Source organism: Vibrio sp. MA40-2 (assembly GCF_047302445.1).
Taxonomy (GTDB): Bacteria; Pseudomonadota; Gammaproteobacteria; order Enterobacterales; family Vibrionaceae; genus Vibrio.
Genome location: NZ_CP178628.1, coordinates 165,881 through 184,391 on the forward strand (window position 1 = coordinate 165,881; position 18,511 = coordinate 184,391).

The window sequence follows — 18,511 nt, forward strand, 5'->3', positions numbered from 1 at the left end:
AGCCTCCTAGCGCAATGCTAATATTGTATTAAACGTATCGTTTGCAACTTGCATGATACGAGAAGAAGCCATGTATGATTGCTGAAATTTCATCATGTTAGCGGCTTCTTCATCTAGGTTTACGCCGGAAATTTCGGCAACACGTTCTTGTGCCGATTCATTCTCAAGACGAGCGACTTCAGACAATCTGGATGCGGTAGACATTTTTAAACCTATATCAGTATTGAGATCGTGATAAAGCTGTAAAATTGTCGAATTATTTTCATTTAAATTTTTGGCCGTTTGTAGATCCTGCATTTTACGTAGATTACCGTTGTCACCTTCCGATGCGGTGAGGTTGGCGGCAAACTTATCGTTAGCGATAGCGCCATCTGTCAATTCAAATGTTGTACCTTGAACGGTTACTGGACCAGATGGCGGGTAGTCTTGCGGTTGGAGTAGTATTTTTCCGTCCATATCTAAAACGGCAAATTGATCGCCTTTGGGAGAAATCACAACTTGAAATTCTTTTACATCTCCCGCTTGTACGACTCGGAAATCGGCGTCACCTTGTTCAAACGTTGCCGAACTGGCATAACTTTGAGCGGCAATTTTAGCCGGGTCATTCATTGCCACTTTCATTTGCTCCGCGCCAAACCGAACTGGGCGTAAGATAATTTTTTCACCAGAGCGAGGCGAATTATTCATTTCAACTCGCATGCCATCAATATATAAAGCCGAGTTTTTTGGTTCTACTTGTACAACATCACCAGAAGGTTTTACTACCGTATAATCACTGCCGTCATAACGAAGCTGATAATCGCCTGCCTTTATTTGCGAAATATCATCAATATATACCGCTAAATCTGCTTGAGAGTTTTTCTCTAGTACCACTCGGGATTGTGCGATTCGGTCTGAATTCACATCCGTAAAAACCGATGCGCCGATCGCTCCATTTAGATCTAACCCTTGAGCTTGTAACTCATTAACACCATAAGAAATAGAGGTGGCAACACGGCCTAATTCATCTTGTACATAAGGAATAAGATCATCCCGCATCCTAAATAATGACTCTAATTTCCCATCAATATCGGTATGGCTAATCGCTTTTATCCCTTTGCCTTCAATCAGGGCTAATTGACGTTGCTGTGCATCTGGCGATCCGTCAATCATGGTCAATTTACTCGATTCAACACCTGAAACTAATGTATGGCCACTACCAATATGAATATTAAAGCCCTCATTATTGCTACGAGGTGTAACGGTAACTTTGGTGTACTCAGAAAGCTCTTTTATCAATTTTTCATGGCTATCCATTAAGTCATTATGTGGCCCTGGCGACCGCATCATTAACTGATGTAGTTCTTTTATTTCGTCACCAATTTGATTGACTCTTTCAACGGCAAGATCAAGTTTACGGTTAGTATTGGACGACTGTTGACGCACAGTTTCATAAAAAGTATTCAAATTTTGACTAATAAGGCCGGCCTTTTCTAATACCACTTTACGAGCGCCCATATCATTAGGGGAATCAGCCAGTGTTTTGATGGAATCAAACCATTCATTAATGTTTTCGGGGATTTTTTTAGATGCCATCGAAGAGAGCATACTGGTTAGTTGGCTTAGATTTTGTTCGTCATCTTCACGCAATGCTTTGCTGGTAGTCGAGACATTGAGTTCATTGACGGCAAATTGGTCCCAAGAGCGGCGAACATTTTCCACATGAACACCCATGCCATAGGTTTCGCCACCGTACATACGAGGCGAATTTGTTGCTTGGATCACCGATTGCCGACTATAGCCTTCGGTATTCGCATTCGATATGTTATGACCAGTGGTGTTGAGTTGTCTCTGAGCGGTTAATACGCTCTGAGTACCAACATTCAACAAGTCCGATGCCATAATGCCCCCAGTAAAACCACGATAAATAGATGTTTTTTTCTTAACTTACATTCTATCAAGCAAAGTGCATGCCAATAGTTTAATTTGCGATGACATTCAAAAAAATGCCCATTCGATATGCGGGAGAAGGCGGTTTATAAAAATAAACAATGCTTATACAAAACAACAAAAATGGTGCTGAAAGAGTGATGGTGCTGAGAGAAAAAAGAGCTATTGATGAGAAAAAAGGAGGCTTTGCCTCCCTTCTTATTTTTAATCTTGGTATTTTAAAGCCGTATGTTATTGCATCTTATCTATTCGTCGTTTTACTTGTAGGACCTTGTCGGCGTAGTTTGGATCGGTTGCATAACCGGCTTTGTGGATACCTCGAATAAACGATTCAGAGTTATTATTCTGAGAAAGTGTTGTTTGGTATCTTGGATTTTGATTAAGAAAACGAACAAAATCATTAAAGCTTTCTTCATAACTATCGTAGGAACGAAAGGCCGCCTTTTCTTTCACCGGCACATTGTCATGAAACTCTAGCGTTTGAGTGGCAACTTTGTCACCTTTCCAACTGTTATCCGCTTTGATATTAAACAAGTTGTTACTGCTGCCTAACGAGTTATTGATGACTTTTTTACCCCAGCCTGTTTCCAATGCGGCTTGAGCAATAAGGATTGAAGAGTCAATGCCTAACGCTTTCGCTGCTTTGTCTGCATAAGGTTTTAATGATTGTACAAACTGCTCTGGAGTGTCAAAACGGCCTTCTGGCTGGTTTTGACTCAATGGCACGGCGGCCAGTTTTTTGTTATCGAGATCAGCATATTTCGCTTCATCGACAGGTAGACGTAATGTGGTGTCCAACGCAGCATTGCGCATGGTTATTTCACTGTCATCACCGGACGTACCGGAACTCAATTGAGCAACAATCATATCGGCGAGGCCTAAAGAGCCAGAAGCACTTAATTCACTGGCCATTTGCTCGTCCATCATTTGGCGGTAAAAGTCTTGATTCTGACTTTTCATTAAATCGGATTCAAACGATGCATTGGCATCTCGCATGGATTTAAACAGCATAGTAGTGAAAATCGATTCAAACTGTTTTGCCGCCGCAGTCAGTGCTTCTTTTTGGCTACCATCATCATCACTTACCGCATTTTGACGCAGTTTATCTAAACTGGCGATATCGTGAATAAATCCGATGTCATTAGCATTGTCTATCATCACGTCACCTTTAAATAATAATAAGTTGGCCTTCGATAGCACCAGCTTGTTTAAGTGCCTGTAAGATAGCCATTAAGTCGGAAGGTGCCGCACCTACTTCATTGACGGCTCTAACTAGATCATCAAGGGTAAGACCGGGTTGGAAATTAAACATTTTGCCCTGTTTTTCTGTTACTTCAATATCGGTATCAGGCGTTACAACCGTCTCTCCACCAGCAAAAGCGTTAGGTTGACTAACATTTAAATTTTCTTTTATCGCAACCGTCATACCACCATGCGTTACTGCGGCCGCTTTCAGTCTTACATGTTGTCCAACAACAATCGTCCCAGTACGTGAGTTAACAATAATTTTGGCAGCGCCATCCGCAGGAGTGAATTCAAGATTTTCAATAGCGGAAAGAAACGCCACTCGTTGGCTGACATCACGAGGTGCTCGAACTTTAACTGAAGTCGAATCTATTGCTGAAGCCATTTGTGGGCCTAGAAAATTATTTACTGTGTCAACCATACGTTGAGCGGTAGTAAAATCAGATTCAACTAAATTGAATGTGATAAAATCGCCTCGACCAAAAGGACTAGGTATTTCACGTTCAACACTTGCGCCACTAGAGATCAAACCAACTGTTGGGTTGTTTCCTACGATTTTCGACCCATCTGCACCTTCTGCACTGAATCCACTGACCACTAAATTGCCTTGTGCTATTGCATAAATTTCGCCATCGAGACCTTTCAAAAAGGTTTGGATTAACGTACCACCACGCAAACTCTTAGCGGAACCAATAGAGGAAACCGTCACATCCACTTTTTGACCTTGCTTAGAAAAAGCGGGCAGTTCTGCTGTAACAATGACAGCGGCAACATTTTTTGTTTTTGGTTTAGTCCCTGGTGGCAATTGTATGCCGAAATTTTGTAACATGGCATTGAAGCTTTGATCAGTAAACGGCGTAGATTCCCCTGTTCCAGGAAGGCCAGTGACCAAGCCATAACCAACTAATTGGTTACTACGGACGCCGGCGACTTCTGCAATGTCTTTAATTCTTGCAGCGTATGCCGATGTTGTCATCATCACTATACCAACGATTATTATTGCTAATTTGTTCATGCATAGAACCTCATTTTACTGTCAATACTTCGACTATTTCACGTTTCTATAAAGAGACATTAAAGAATCGTGCCAAGAATCCAGGTTCTTGCATATCTTGTTGCGTACCGGTGCCTGAATAACGAATTCTGGCATTAGAAATTCGATTAGACGCAATAGTATTGTCAAAGCTAATGTCGTCTGGACGGATAGTCCCACTTAAACGAATATATTCATCTCCGGCGTTCAGCGTAAGCCATTTTTCACCGCGTATAACTAAATTACCATTAGCCAGTACTTCGATAACTTCAACGGTAATAGAACCACTTAAACTGTTGCTTTGATTGGCGGTGGCTTCGCCACTAAAGTTGTTATCATTACTGAGCTCATAAGAAAAATCGTAATCGCCAATTGTTAATGGTTGTCCTCCAACAGAAAGTGGATCCATTGAGGAATCATTACTTTTGGATAAGTCGGCATCGGCGCTTTTTGCTGCTTTAGTTTGTTCTTCCATCATGACGGTAACAATGTCACCCACGCCACGAGGTTTTGAATCATCGTATAAGTTGGTTGCATAACCGACATTAAATAACGATCCGGTGGCGGCGGCATAATGTTTGGCTTTATGTTTAGGATGAATTGGCGCCCAAGCAGGATCACCTTCAACAGGGTCGTTACGTGTTCTCAAGCTGTCAATAATGCCCGAATCTTCGACTTCCGCTTTGTCGCCTTCCACTGCGTCAACTAATGTTGTGCTCTGTTCAACATCGTTGCCTTCAATGATTGGTGACAACATAGTGCAACCTGACATGGTTAACATTAAAACTAACCCAAAAATACGTTTCATAGCGACTCGCTCACTTCAAATTCAACTATTGGTTGCAACAAACATCAATTGCAAAACATAACGACTTTAATCAACTAACATTACAACTGCTGATTGACAAAGCTTTGCATCTTATCCACGGCGGAGATAACTTTTGAATTCATCTCGTAAACACGCTGCGCTTCAATCATATTCACCAGTTCTTCGGTAACATTAACATTAGAGGTTTCTAACATGGATTGACGAACAGAACCCAACCCATCTAAGCCAGGAACGCCTTCCGTTGGGTCACCACTTGCACCTGTAGGCAAATATAAGTTTTGCCCGATAGGTTCTAAACCACCCGGATTAATAAAATCCACCGTGGTTATTTGTCCAACCACTTGGTTATCTTGTTGACCTCGTAGGCGAACCGACACTTCACCATCATTACCGACAGTAATAGAAATCGCATCATCTGGAATAACAATCTCAGGCTCTAATGAGTAACCAGAACCAGACGTTACAATGATACCTTCGTCGTTTAGCGTAAACTGGCCATTACGGCTATATCCCATGTTGCCGTCTGGCATAACAATTTGGAAAAAACCGTCGCCTTCGATCATCATATCTAATGCGTTAGTGGTCGTTTGGGCATTGCCATGCGTATGAATTTTTTGGGTTGCAACGACTTTAGAACCGGCACCAAGCATTAACCCACTAGGTAATTCCGTATTTTGCGACGACTGACCGCCTGGTTGATTAATATTTTGATAGAACAAATCCTCAAATACTGGGCGGCTTTTTTTATAGCCAATCGTTGAGGCGTTTGCCAAGTTGTTGGATATGGTTGAGATGTTGGTTTGTTGAGCATCTAAACCTGTTTTACTTACCCATAATGCCGGATGCATAACTAATCCCCTTAACTAAATCTGTTAGCTCATACGAAGCAGTGAATCAGACGCTTTGTCCATCTCTTCTGCATTGCTCATCAGTTTGACTTGCATTTCAAACTGGCGCTGTATATCAATTAGACTGGTCATTTCACCAATCGCACTTACGTTACTTCCTTCGACTGCACCAGTCATAACCTTCACATTCGCATCGGCTTCAAAAAACTGGTTTGGATCTTTGGCTCTGAATAGCCCATTAGAATCTTTAAATAAATCTCGATTATTTGGCCTAGAAAGCTTAATTCTATCCACTTGTTCCATTGCATCGGCAGGTGCGCCTTTCGGCAATACGGAAATAGTGCCATCACGGCCAATTTCTATTTTTGCTATTGGGACAGGCAAGGTGATTGGTGCGCCCGCCTCACCCAGGACCACATGGCCAGAGCCATTGGTTAGCAGGCCTGTTTCATCGATATGTAAATTGCCGTTACGGGTTAAACCTTCTTGGCCGGTTTTATCTAATACAGATAACCAACCATCGCCTTCAATCGTTACATCTAGATCTCGGCCTGTGGTTATAACACTCCCTTGAGCAAAATTTTGGCCAGGGCGTTCGGTCATACTAAAAACACGAGAAGGTAAACCGTCACCATAGGCTTGCATTGAGCGTGCTTGTGCAAGATCAGCACGAAAACCTGTTGTACTAACGTTGGCTAGGTTATTGGCTCTTAATTGCATCTCTTGCATATTTTGCTTAGCGCCACTCATGGCAAGAAACAAGGCACGATCCATAATATTGCTCCGAAAATTTACTGTCTAAGCAAACTAAAGCAATAGCCATGCCAACTAAATTAGTTGTTTAATAACAATAAGATGTGAGTAAATTAATCGTCAGAATAGAAAGAAGGCAAAGAGAAGAAAGGACTTTGCCGCCCAAAAGCGGCAAAGTTGTACTCATATAAACGCTTAACGAATTTGTAAAATAGTTTGTTGAGTTTGATTATGTACTTCAAGTGAACGTGAGTTCGCTTGGAAGTTACGTTGTGCTGAAATCAAATCAACCAGTTCTTGAGTCATATCAATGTTGGATTGCTCTAACGTTCCGTTCGAGATCGTTCCGTATGATCCCTTATTAGACTCGCCCCAAATTTTCTGACCAGATGCTTGAGTAGAATCCCATTGAGTTCCGCCTTTTTTGTCCAAACCTTGCTCATTGGACACTCTCACCAAACCAACTCGACCGAGAGAGACGTTTTCTCCATTAGAGTACGTGCCTAAAATTGTGCCATTTTCATCAAAATCAAGCTTGGTAAGGAAACCGGTTGTTGCCCCATCTTCATCAAACTTCGTCAATTCAAACGGAGCAGCAAACTGGGTTGCGCCGTCCACTTTAAATGACATCAACTGCGTTGTATCCGCACCATTTAAATCAATAGCGTTTGGACCAACACCAAGTTGTTCGGTTACTATGTTGTTACCACTATTAATACTTGAAAGCGTACCATCGGTATTAAATTTCATAGTATGCCCAACATGGCCAGTCGCATTGGTTGCGTCACCACCGGTAATATTTAACGGTTTTTCGCCGTTTTTATCGGTAACGGTGTAGTAAGTCTGCCATGTATTCGGTTGAGTCATGTCTTTTAAATAGTAAGTCGACATTTTATACGACTGACCCATAGAATCATAAATAGTAGAAGAAGTTGAACGGTTAAATGTTTCTTTATCGGTAAAATCAAACAGAGCTGGATCTTTTAAGTCACCATTTGCCGGTAGATTAACGCCTACTTCTACATTTGCTGTCTGCTTAGGCTTACCAAACTCAGGCGGAACTTGCAGTGGCGTAGGTTCGTATGAGAGTACATCACCGCTATCTGGATCGACCTGATAACCTAATAAAAACTCTTCATTTGAGCTAACCATGTAGTTATCTTTATTTAAATGAAACGCGCCGTTTCTGGTCATTTCATTTTGTTGCGGCACCATGCGATCTTTTGATACTGCAAAAAAGCCTGTACCACCAATACGTAGATCCATCGGGTTGTTAGTATAAACACTCGATCCTTCATGGAATTGCTGGGCAACTTTACTGGGTTGAACCCCGCCACCAGGTGTGGTCTTAGAATTAGTAAATACTGAACTTGAATATACATCGCCAAATTCCGCTCGTGATTCTTTAAAACCGAACGTGTTGGCGTTAGCAATATTATTACTCGTTGTATTTAGATCTAATTGTGCAGCGGATAAACCGCTTAAAGCTACATATGACATTTCAATTTCCTCTTATCTAGCTAGCGCTGTTACGCTTTGCCAACTTCTAATACTTCAGCAAGTTTAACTGGCGATTCAAAGCCAGCCAGATTAAGCAGTACATTCCCATCACCTTTACCGAGAAGAACACTGTTCACGTTTGCATAAGTTGATACTTCAAACTCTGTACTTTGTCCATCCAATAGGCCGCCCGCTTTTACATTGTATTTGCCGGCCGGCATAGGAACGCCGTTTTCATCTTTACCGTCCCACTCAACACGACTATCACCGGCAGGTTTGGCACCCACATCTAATGTTCGTACTAATTGACCGAGCTCGTTTTCTACTCTGACAAATAAATTATCTACCGAGGCAGGAAGCTTGACCATTGCTGCCATGCCAGCGTTGTCCGCTTTAATGCCTGCGGCACCAGGAACCAACACATCTCGCCCAACTAATGTCGATGCTTGTAGTGCTTGATTGGAGGTCATTGATGAATTTAGGTTTTCGAACTGTCCATTCATCTGATTAATACCATCAACGGTCGCAAATGAAGCCATTTGCGCTATCATCTGGTCATTACTTACCGGCTTAAACGGATCTTGTTGAGCAAGTTGCTTAGTGAGTAAGGATAAGAAATCCTCTTGCTTGAGGTCTTGCTTACCGGTTGTCTCAGTTGGCTTATTTTGCTCTTGAAGGCTTTTAAGCTGGTCTACATAGGACAAGCCGGTCTGACCAACGTTGTTGATTGCCATTACGCTTTCTCCTTATTGACCCATCTGCAGCGTACGCAGCAGCATTTGTTTACTTGCATCTGCTACCTGAACATTCGTTTGATATGAACGAGATGCAGAAATCATGTTCGCCATTTCTTCCATAACGTTAACGTTAGGTTTATAAATATAACCTTCGTCGTTAGCTAATGGATGCTCTGGGTTGTATTCCGCTTGAAGAGGCTTATCACTCTCTACAATTCCTAAAACTTTAACTGGAACCGTATGGTCACGGTTATAACTCGCCTTGCTTAACTCGGCACCAAACACTGCATGACGTGCTTTATAGGTTTCTTTAGCAGAACCACTAATGCTATCTGCGTTAGCCAGGTTACTTGAGGTCGTATTTAGACGAACAGATTCAGCACTCATGGCAGAACCAGTTACATTGAATACATTAAATAAGCTCATCTAATTATTCCCCTTTGATTGCTTTAGTTAAGTTCTTAAACTTGCCGCCTAAGAAATCGAGTGACGCTTGGTGTCTGATTTGATTCTGCATAAATAAATTACGCTCCAAATCAACATCTACAGTGTTGCCATCACCGGTATCTGGCTGAGTAGGAATTCGGTATTTTACATCCCCATTAATGTTAGTAGAGGCAGCTATATGCCGCTCATTAGTACGATTAAGACCAAAGTTTGCCCCTGACGTTGCCGCCTGAAGTGCTTTTTGAAAGTCCATTCCTTTTGCTTTATAGCCAGGCGTGTTCGCTTGAGCAATGTTTGTAGAGATAATCTCTGCATTGCGCTCCCGAGTACCAACGGTGTGTTGGTGAATGCCTAACGCATCATTAAAAGAAATAGTCATACCGTACCTCTACTATCAAAAATGACTTACGATTATATAAAAGCAATCATCGTGCCAAAAAACTAAAACTATTTATTATTAAGTCCATTGACCGCTGGAACCGTTTTTTAGCCAGACCTAGCGTATAAATTGATTCAACATTTTGCATAAATTGATCCAACACTCGCATAAATTGATCTAACACTAGGCATAAATTGCTCCAACACTTGGATTTTGTTTTACTTGATACTCGAACAAAAAACGCCATTACTCAACATAGAGAATGACGTTGTTATTTTTATCCAAAGTTTAATAATCAATTTAACTTGGTAAAATCATCGTTTTTAAAATTTCATCTGAAAATGACAACACGTTAAAAACACCATTGCTATATAAACCGTAGCTTGCAACATAGTCACCTTTAGGAAAGGTGGCGGAACCCGGATTAAAAATAAATTGGTCGCCGTTTTTTTCTGCCACCGGAATATGGCTGTGTCCATGTGCGATAACATCACCGACTTTTAATGCTAGGCGGTTGTCACTATTATAATGATGCCCATGCGTAAGAAATATTCGTACTCCACTTTCTAATATCACCCATGCATAAGACTCCATCATCGGAAAATCTAATAGCATTTGATCCACTTCGCTGTCGCAATTACCTCGCACGGCTATTATTTCGCTCTTGTAGGCATTGAGTTGTATTGCCACTTCTGCTGGTTGATAACCGTCAGGAACCGGGTTTCTTGGCCCATGATTGAGTATATCCCCTAATAGAATGAGAAAATCACAACCGGACGCTTGATATTTTTCTAGTACCGCCTCTGTGGCGGGCAATGAACCATGCAAATCAGATGCAAAAAACAGTTTCATTTGGTCTCTCTATTCTTTTCTGTCATTCAACCCAACATATTTTAACTTTCAATCAGCGTTATCATTTTACGCATTTCATCATTTAAATAAATGTCATTGCACACATGTCACGCCGTTGTGCTTTATTAAACATCTAATGCCATCCCATTAACCACAATATTGTTGTAGCTAACCATGCCTATTACAACCCCATTCTCAATTACCGGAGCTCGACTAATACCAAAACGCTCAAATAGACGAGCGCAATATTTAACGTTCATATCAGGACTCACTGACAGAGCGGGTTTAGTCATTATTTCATATATATTGGTCCGATTGACTGAACGGTTTTGCGCAAGAACTTTTTTGGCTACGTCATTCATGAGCACAATACCATACTCATCATCTTCATGACGTTTATCCACCACAAGCGCTTTCACTACATGCTTTCTAGCCAATTGTATTCCTTCTTTGACCGTAGTAACGCCGTCGACCAAAACATAAGAATTAGCCATTACATCTCTAACTTTAACTGCCTTATGCTGATTCATAATTCGTCCTCAACGACCTTCGTTAATGTTTCAACCTGATGCGCAACCCCAACTGCGTCTTCAATATCAATTTGAATCGCAATACCTTGACCCGGCTCATCATCAAATTCGCCGACTGTGCTGATGCGTTCAAGTATTTGCCTAGATAAATGCTCTTCTACTACAAATAGCACAACATCTTTTTGTACTTCTAAGGTGAGACCAAAAAAAGTTGTTTTTTGATTTAGTCCTTCACCTCTCGCATTGTTGATAACTGTCGCACCTGTTGCACCAGCAGATCGAGCTGCATCTAACACCGCATCAGTTTTTGTATCTTCTACAAAAGCGAGTATCAATTTAAAGCGCATAAATATTCTCCTTAAAAAGCGGATCTTGCATTTAACCATTGCGTTATTTGGGCATATGCCATGACAGTAATAATGGGAAACAAACTTGCAAATGCAATTAAACCAAACCCATCTATAACCGGATTTCTACCCGGTACTGTTGAGGCTAATCCTAATCCCAGCGCTGTAATTAGAGGAACCGTCACTGTTGACGTGGTGACGCCACCTGAATCATAAGCTAATGGCACAATCATTTTGGGTGCAAAATGAGTCTGTATGATCACCATCACATAGCCGACCATGATGTAATAATGGATAGGATCACCAACAACAATTCGATAACTACCTAATGAAATACCAATGGCTACGCCTAGTGCCACTGCAATGCGCAAACCGTTAACACTGATGGTGCCACCCGATACTTGGTTAGCTTTAATTGCTACTGCAATCAATGATGGCTCGGCAATAGTGGTGCTAAAACCAATAGAAAAAGCGAATAAATAAACCCAATGATAATCAAGCCAACTTAGGCTAGCGACGATATTATCTTTATAGGAATGTAAAAACTCTGGTGCCGTCAATTGTGCAGCCATCGTTTCACCTAAAGGAAATAATGCCAACTCTAGACCTAATAAGAATAATGACAAACCTAAAATCACATAAAAAAAACCGAGAATAACTTTAGCTAAATTGGCGACAGGCTTTCTTAATACCGCTATTTTAAATCCAAAAATAATAGTGGCGATAGGGATCACATCGAGTACAGTTCCAATAAAAGTGTCGACAAATTGAGAGACACTGATCATGTCAAAATCATCCCATAAGCCATAACAAAAATCATAGGTAATAATGAGGCAAATGCTATCAAACCAAATCCATCTAACATCGGATTTCGGCCTTTAATCGAAGAGGCTAAACCGACCCCTAAAGCAGTAACTAAAGGCACTGTTATGGTTGATGTGGTGACGCCTCCAGAATCGTATGCAATACCAATGATAGTTTCAGGTGCAAACCAAGTAAGAATAATGACACACGCATATCCAGCAGAAATCATTATGTGAATTGGCCACCCTTTTAAGATTCGCATTACCCCTATAACGATGGCTAACCCAACAGAAAGAGCTACGGTGATTCTCAACCCGTTGGCATAATTATCCATAGCATCTAACGTGTGGGCTATTACTCCTCCCTCAGCGGCAACTTTCGCCGCTTCACGCGTAACCGCTGTCAAAGCAGGTTCGGCAATAGTGGTTCCAAAACCCAAACTAAACGAAAATAAGATCAGCCAAAAAAGACTGCCTTTGCGGGCAAAAGATTGAGCCATACTTTCCCCAATAGGGAATAAACTCATGTTCAAACCAAAGATAAAAAATGTCAGCCCAAGTACAATAAAAAGTAAACCAACAAGAATAGAAGGTAAATTAGGTAGAGGACCTTGCAGAACCACAAGTTGAAAGAAGGCAATCACGACAATAATTGGAAGGAGATCACGCAAGCTTCCAAGCATAGCTTTAAATAAAGCGATCAGTGCTTCCATGCTTCCTCCCGTTAGAATATTAACTTATTCTTATGTTGGGCAAAGAATAAAAACTCGTCCACAATTATCTCTTTTTTTTTACCAAAATGAGATATTTAGTCCGAATGGTGGGTAGCGTCTATAATAAAAACATACATTACTATGAGGGGGATACATGCGTATATTGCTAACTGGCGGTACCGGTTTTATTGGTTCAGAATTAATTAAGCACCTTTCTACACATCAAATAGTACTCTTAACTCGAGATCTCGTCAGTGCAAGAAACAAATTAAAGCATGCGGACGTGGGCAATATTACCTACATTGATAGCTTAGATGGCTACACTAATTTTAACCAAATTGACGCCATTATCAATTTGGCTGGTGAACCGATTGCAGGTAAACGATGGAGTGAGAAACAAAAAAAATCTATTTGTGACAGTCGCTGGTCCATCACCGAACAACTGGTCGAGCGCATTCATGCAAGCACGACACCACCCACTACATTTATCAGTGGTTCTGCGGTTGGCTATTATGGCGATCAACAGCACCATCCGTTCGATGAATCTTTGCATGTATATCACCAAGGGTTTACACATTATGTATGCGACACTTGGGAATCAATCGCTCAAAAAGCCCAATCAGAATCCACACGTGTTTGTATCGTTCGAACAGGGTTAGTTTTAGGGTTAGACGGCGGCGCACTTCCTATGATGTTGCCACCATTTAAACTTGGATTGGGAAGCCGTTTAGGACAAGGCATGCAATACATGCCATGGATACACCTGCACGATATGGTTAGAGCACTGGTATTTCTATTAACCACACCACATGCAAGTGGCTGTTTTAATTTCAGTGCCCCTCACCCTGTAACAAATCGAGAGTTTAGCCAAACGTTAGCTTCTTCGCTGCATCGACCGATGTTACTCGCCACCCCTAAATGGGTTCTAAAATTAGTGATGGGTGAGGCCAGTTGTCTTTTATTTGATAGTATTCGAGCTAAGCCCAAACACTTAACAGAGCTGGGTTTTAATTTTACTTACCCCAGATTAGAACCGGCCCTAAAATCTATTTTGCAACATTAATTTAAACAATTTAGCCAGTAAGCTGTTAACTTATAGGTCATTATTGCAATAAAGCGAACCCACACTATTATGTCAAAAACTATCCTTATTACTGGCTGTTCTACAGGTATCGGGTATGTTTGTGCCCATGCGCTAAACCAACAAGGCTTCAACGTGATAGCCTCATGTCGACAACCGCAAGATGTTGCACGACTACAGGAAGAAGGATTAACCTGCATACAATTGGATCTAAATGATCCCGCCAGTATATCCAAAGCGGTTACTGAGACCATGCTGTTATGTAATAACAACTTATACGCGCTTTTTAACAATGGCGCTTATGGCCAACCAGGTGCACTCGAAGATTTGCCAGTTCAGGCTCTTAAAGAACAATTTCAAAGTAACTTTTTTGGTTGGCATCAGCTTGTATGCGAAATATTGCCTTATATGCGGAAAAACGGCTACGGACGAATTATTCAAAATAGTTCCGTATTAGGATTTGCCGCAATGCAATATCGAGGCGCTTATAATGCATCAAAATTTGCCATAGAAGGATGGAGTGACACTTTACGTTTAGAATTACACGATACCGATATTAAGCTCAGCATTATCCAACCTGGACCAATCGAAACTCAGTTCAGGGCCAATGGATTACTAAAGCTTAAACAATGGATAGATGTCAATAATAGTGAGCACAAGCAAGCGTATCGTATTCAGTTAGATCGACTGGCTGATGCCTCTTCTAAAAATAAATTCGTATTACCAGCAGAATCTATCATTGCACCGCTACTACATGCTCTCAATTCGCCCAAACCTAGACTAAGGTATCGAGTGACGACACCAACCAAAGTATTTTCGGTTTTAAAACGTATCTTACCTTCGCGCTGGCTCGACTCACTGCTGATAAAATCGACTTAATGGAGGATAAACCCTCTATAAGCGTCAATATTCACACAATATCGTTTAATTTACTCGCTTTTTGATAGAACTGTCACATAGCTGTAATACAATGTATATACCATAGCTGTATTAGATCGTTCGTTCTATGTTTTTTAAGCGTTGCATTCGGTGAATATGATGACATTAAACCAACTCAATTGGATTGGTGTGGGTGTTGCGCTACTGTTTATATTTATTCTGTAGCTCTCGCAAAAGTTCAAACAAAAAACGCCTTTATTTGGCGTTTTTTTGTTTGATGCCACCGAACACTCTTGATATTAGTCGTACATACCCATATTTAAGAAGAAAGCATCATTAAATAAGGGAAAACCATGCAACCTGAGTATATAGTTGAATTAAATGAACAGAATTTTCGTCAAATTCTAGAGCAATCCGTTCAGCGCCCTGTTCTTATTCATTTCTGGGCATCAATGAGCCCTGAAAGCTCAGAAATCATACCTCAACTACAGACTCTCGCTCAGCAATACAAAGGTGCATTTACTCTCGCGTTGCTTAATTGCGAGCAGCAACAAGCGATTGCTGGTCAATTTGGTGTTCAAGCTTTGCCAACCATCGCACTGTTTGTCAATGGCCAACCAGTCGACGGTTTAGGTGGACCTCAATCTATTGAGGCAATCTCAGAGATGTTAAGTAAGCACTTGCCAAGTCAAGACGAACTCACTCTGCAAGAAGCGCAAGAAAAAATGCAGGCTGGTGAACACGATAATGCCTTGACCTTACTAAATTCTTTGGATGAAGAACTGAAAAATAAAGGAAATGTAAAACTGTTAACCGCAGATTGCTATCTACAAACCAACCAATTTGATTTGGCTAAACAGCTTCTTAGCCATATTCCACTAGAATACCAAGACAACTACTACAAAGGGCTGATCGCTAAATTAGAACTGCATGAACAAGCTGCAGATAGCCCAGAAATTCAATCTTTAGAAGAGAAACTAAAACAGGATCCAAATGCCGCTGAAGTTGCAATGGAACTGGCTTTGCAGTACCACGAAGTATCGCGTTCAGAAGAAGCGTTGCAATTGCTGTGGTCATTTTTAGTCAAAGACTTGAATACGTCAGATGGAGAAATGAAAAAGTCCTTTATGGATATATTAGCGGCATTAGGTCAAAGCAATAGTATTGCCGCTAAGTATCGCCGACAACTTTATTCATTACTTTACTAATAACCGTACTTTACTAACGACCGTAGTTCTGGCAATCATACTAGCTGATCGCCACATACCATTCACAGTCGACACTTTATTCATGTTCAATGTTTACACGCTGTCGACTGTAGGTTCTATCCTTATAGGTTCTATTTTTATACTTTCTATCTTTATAATTGCTAATGTTAGCGCTAAATACAGCATTGTAAAATAGCCGCTCTACCCTTGCTTTTCGCTCATTTAGACATTGTCACTAAAACAACAAAAATGAAGATTTTTAAAATCGAGTTAATTAACAAGCTATTCATCTCAGTTAATATAATTTGATATTCAGACAAAACATTGACAATAAACCCAATATTTCTTCAGGAACAATTTAAACTAAGTCTATTGGCTTTTTGATTCTCTTGATTGGTGCACCATCGTTCAATATTTCACTGCATCACGATAGCAAGTTACGCCAACACCATAAAAATAAACCTAGAAAAGGATATACCATGACTTTAGATGTACTTATTACAATAGGAATATTAATTGTTACCACGATTGTTTTTATTGCTGCTGGGGTAAAAACGGTTCCTCAAGGTAATAACTGGACCGTTGAACGTTTTGGCCGTTACACACAAACTCTCAAACCGGGCTTAAATTTAATTATTCCTTTTGTTGACAGTGTTGGCTCAAAAATAAGCATGATGGAGCGTGTATTAGACATTCCAGCTCAAGAAGTTATTTCTAAAGACAATGCCAGCGTTAATATCGATGCAGTCTGCTTTGTTCAGGTTATTGATGCGTCCAAAGCCGCTTACGAAGTTAACGATTTAGAGCACGCGATCCGCAACTTAACCTTAACCAATATTCGTACTGTGCTAGGTTCAATGGAACTTGACGAAATGCTCAGTCAACGAGATATGATTAACCTAAAACTTCTTTCAGTGGTCGATGAAGCCACTAACCCATGGGGAGTAAAAGTAACTCGGATTGAAATTAAAGATGTTCAACCTCCAGCCGATTTGACAGCAGCCATGAACGCCCAAATGAAAGCCGAGCGTAATAAACGAGCCGATGTGCTTGAAGCAGAAGGGATTCGTCAAGCCGAAATTCTTAAAGCCGAAGGTCATAAGCAATCGGCTATTCTGCGCGCGGAAGGAGAAAAACAAGCCGCTATCTTACAGGCTGAAGCGCGTGAGCGAGCAGCAGAAGCGGAAGCACAAGCCACCACTATGGTATCTGAAGCTATTACCAATGGTGATATGCAAGCGGTTAATTACTTTATTGCTCAAGGTTATACCGATGCAATTAAGTCCATCGGACAAGCAGAAAATGGTAAGATCATCATGTTGCCTTTAGAAGCAACCGGATTAATGGGCTCTGTGGCGGGTATCGCTGAGATGTTTAAACTTCAAAAAGATGACAAGTAAGGAGCCATTTTGCTAGAACTACTCAATCAAGTTAATCATTGGCATTGGTTAGCTTTGGGGCTCTTGTTGCTCTCTGGAGAATTACTCGGTACCGCTGGGTATTTTTTATGGTTAGGCTTATCCGCTATCCTTGTCGGCATAGTGTTATCTCTTCTGCCAATCAGCTGGCAATTACAGTGGATCTGCTTTGCGAGCTTTTCGTTGATAACGACATGGATTTGGTGGCGATACCAATACAAAAAAGATCTCCACGCTGAAAGCACGGGCTCGTTAAACCAAAAAGACAAGCAACTGCTTGGTAAAGTCACCAAACTTGAAGAAGATGTTATAAAGGGTAACTGTCGTATTAGGCTTGGTGACACGACTTGGTCAGCACGTAGTCAACAAGACATTAGTGCTGGAACATTAGTTAAAATTGTTGAAGTAGACGGTATTATTTTAACCATAGAGCCAACGGAATAATCCAGTTAGGATTTTAACCCATCGATTATTGGGCATACATTCCCTTCATCTCCAGGACATGCCTCAACCCAACGTTCGAGTTGATTTTTAATTTCAGTCAGCTCGATCAATTTTTGCTCTACTTCTTGCAGCTTTTGTTGGGTTTTCTGCTTAACTTCTGCGCTAGTAGCCTTGGGGTTCAGCGCTAAGCCGACTAACTCTTTACATTCATCCAAAGTAAAGCCGACTCTTTTCGCTCTGGCAATGATCTGTAACTCGTCGATATGAGATTGATTATATTGACGATAGCCATTATCAGCACGAAGAGGCGGAGAGATTAGCCCCTTTTGTTCATATAACCTGATTGACTTTGCAGATAAATTAGTAAGTTTACCGACCTGATTAATATGCATAAATGTTCACTATAAGTCTGAATAAAACAATAGAAACCAACAAGGGGGACCGCTCGTCATATCCCCCCTGTTCTTTTACCGTATACCAACTTGCCAGCTAGAACCAACGGTTCGCTTTACCGCCAACATTTAACCAATTAACTC

General features: G+C 41.0%; 21 protein-coding genes. 5 read left to right on the forward strand and 16 right to left on the reverse strand.

Annotated features, from left to right (window positions below):
• Window positions 1–6 precede the first annotated feature (6 nt).
• The 15 genes from flgK to ACLKML_RS08215 all read right to left on the reverse strand — a co-directional run bounded on the left by flgK (window position 7) and on the right by ACLKML_RS08215 (window position 12,945).
• Entirely contained in the window at window positions 7–1,881 is a 1,875-nt protein-coding gene (flgK, locus tag ACLKML_RS08145) for a flagellar hook-associated protein FlgK (RefSeq protein WP_413284901.1), read from the reverse strand.
• A 279-nt stretch (window positions 1,882–2,160) separates the two neighbouring features.
• Window positions 2,161–3,087 carry a flagellar assembly peptidoglycan hydrolase FlgJ gene (flgJ, locus tag ACLKML_RS08150; protein ID WP_413284902.1) on the reverse strand — a complete coding sequence of 309 codons (927 nt, stop codon included), beginning with the start codon at window positions 3,085–3,087 and terminating at the stop codon, window positions 2,161–2,163.
• 10 nt (window positions 3,088–3,097) lie between these two features.
• Window positions 3,098–4,189: a flagellar basal body P-ring protein FlgI gene (locus tag ACLKML_RS08155; RefSeq protein WP_413284903.1), complete on the reverse strand. Its 1,092-nt coding sequence runs from the start codon at window positions 4,187–4,189 to the stop codon at window positions 3,098–3,100.
• Between the two features lie 46 nt (window positions 4,190–4,235).
• Window positions 4,236–5,015 (reverse strand): flagellar basal body L-ring protein FlgH, encoded by a 780-nt coding sequence (gene flgH, locus ACLKML_RS08160; RefSeq protein ID WP_413284904.1) that lies wholly within the window; start codon window positions 5,013–5,015, stop codon window positions 4,236–4,238.
• Between the two features lie 80 nt (window positions 5,016–5,095).
• A complete protein-coding gene (gene flgG, locus ACLKML_RS08165) occupies window positions 5,096–5,884 on the reverse strand; it encodes a flagellar basal-body rod protein FlgG (RefSeq protein ID WP_413284905.1) in 789 nt (262 codons plus the stop codon).
• A gap of 24 nt (window positions 5,885–5,908) precedes the next feature.
• Entirely contained in the window at window positions 5,909–6,658 is a 750-nt protein-coding gene (gene flgF / locus ACLKML_RS08170; RefSeq protein WP_413284906.1) for a flagellar basal-body rod protein FlgF, read from the reverse strand.
• 174 nt (window positions 6,659–6,832) lie between these two features.
• Window positions 6,833–8,137: a flagellar hook protein FlgE gene (gene flgE / locus ACLKML_RS08175; protein WP_413284907.1), complete on the reverse strand. Its 1,305-nt coding sequence runs from the start codon at window positions 8,135–8,137 to the stop codon at window positions 6,833–6,835.
• Window positions 8,138–8,166: 29 nt separating this feature from the next.
• Complete coding sequence (locus ACLKML_RS08180; RefSeq protein WP_413284908.1) at window positions 8,167–8,871, reverse strand: flagellar hook assembly protein FlgD; 705 nt, start codon at window positions 8,869–8,871, stop codon at window positions 8,167–8,169.
• Between the two features lie 12 nt (window positions 8,872–8,883).
• Window positions 8,884–9,300 (reverse strand): flagellar basal body rod protein FlgC, encoded by a 417-nt coding sequence (gene flgC / locus ACLKML_RS08185; protein WP_317715506.1) that lies wholly within the window; start codon window positions 9,298–9,300, stop codon window positions 8,884–8,886.
• 4 nt (window positions 9,301–9,304) lie between these two features.
• Window positions 9,305–9,700, reverse strand: coding sequence for a flagellar basal body rod protein FlgB (flgB, locus tag ACLKML_RS08190; protein ID WP_413284909.1), 396 nt, complete (start codon window positions 9,698–9,700; stop codon window positions 9,305–9,307).
• Window positions 9,701–10,000: 300 nt separating this feature from the next.
• Entirely contained in the window at window positions 10,001–10,552 is a 552-nt protein-coding gene (gene yfcE / locus ACLKML_RS08195) for a phosphodiesterase (protein ID WP_413284910.1), read from the reverse strand.
• 125 nt (window positions 10,553–10,677) lie between these two features.
• Window positions 10,678–11,082, reverse strand: coding sequence for a CBS domain-containing protein (locus tag ACLKML_RS08200; RefSeq protein ID WP_413284911.1), 405 nt, complete (start codon window positions 11,080–11,082; stop codon window positions 10,678–10,680).
• On the reverse strand, window positions 11,079–11,429 hold the full coding sequence (locus ACLKML_RS08205) for a P-II family nitrogen regulator (RefSeq protein WP_413284912.1): 351 nt from the start codon (window positions 11,427–11,429) through the stop codon (window positions 11,079–11,081). The genes ACLKML_RS08200 and ACLKML_RS08205 overlap by 4 nt, the downstream gene beginning before the upstream one ends.
• A gap of 11 nt (window positions 11,430–11,440) precedes the next feature.
• On the reverse strand, window positions 11,441–12,214 hold the full coding sequence (locus tag ACLKML_RS08210) for a DUF1538 domain-containing protein (RefSeq protein WP_413284913.1): 774 nt from the start codon (window positions 12,212–12,214) through the stop codon (window positions 11,441–11,443).
• The gene (locus ACLKML_RS08215) at window positions 12,211–12,945 is read right to left on the reverse strand and encodes a DUF1538 family protein (RefSeq protein ID WP_413284914.1); all 735 of its coding nucleotides are present in this window, start codon (window positions 12,943–12,945) and stop codon (window positions 12,211–12,213) included. Before ACLKML_RS08215 ends, ACLKML_RS08210 begins: the two co-directional genes overlap by 4 nt.
• A 154-nt stretch (window positions 12,946–13,099) precedes the next feature.
• Between ACLKML_RS08215 and ACLKML_RS08220 the strand changes: the two genes are divergently transcribed.
• From ACLKML_RS08220 to ACLKML_RS08240, 5 genes are all read left to right on the forward strand, one after another.
• The gene (locus tag ACLKML_RS08220) at window positions 13,100–14,008 is read left to right on the forward strand and encodes a TIGR01777 family oxidoreductase (RefSeq protein ID WP_413284915.1); all 909 of its coding nucleotides are present in this window, start codon (window positions 13,100–13,102) and stop codon (window positions 14,006–14,008) included.
• Window positions 14,009–14,077: 69 nt separating this feature from the next.
• Window positions 14,078–14,905: an SDR family oxidoreductase gene (locus ACLKML_RS08225; RefSeq protein WP_413284916.1), complete on the forward strand. Its 828-nt coding sequence runs from the start codon at window positions 14,078–14,080 to the stop codon at window positions 14,903–14,905.
• A 353-nt stretch (window positions 14,906–15,258) separates the two neighbouring features.
• Complete coding sequence (locus tag ACLKML_RS08230) at window positions 15,259–16,113, forward strand: tetratricopeptide repeat protein (RefSeq protein ID WP_413284917.1); 855 nt, start codon at window positions 15,259–15,261, stop codon at window positions 16,111–16,113.
• Window positions 16,114–16,592: 479 nt separating this feature from the next.
• On the forward strand, window positions 16,593–17,513 hold the full coding sequence (locus ACLKML_RS08235; RefSeq protein WP_413284918.1) for an SPFH domain-containing protein: 921 nt from the start codon (window positions 16,593–16,595) through the stop codon (window positions 17,511–17,513).
• A 9-nt stretch (window positions 17,514–17,522) separates the two neighbouring features.
• On the forward strand, window positions 17,523–17,975 hold the full coding sequence (locus tag ACLKML_RS08240) for an NfeD family protein (RefSeq protein WP_413284919.1): 453 nt from the start codon (window positions 17,523–17,525) through the stop codon (window positions 17,973–17,975).
• Between the two features lie 5 nt (window positions 17,976–17,980).
• Here the strand turns inward: ACLKML_RS08240 and cueR are convergent, their stop codons facing one another.
• Window positions 17,981–18,367 (reverse strand): Cu(I)-responsive transcriptional regulator, encoded by a 387-nt coding sequence (gene cueR / locus ACLKML_RS08245; RefSeq protein ID WP_413284920.1) that lies wholly within the window; start codon window positions 18,365–18,367, stop codon window positions 17,981–17,983.
• Window positions 18,368–18,511 lie beyond the last annotated feature (144 nt).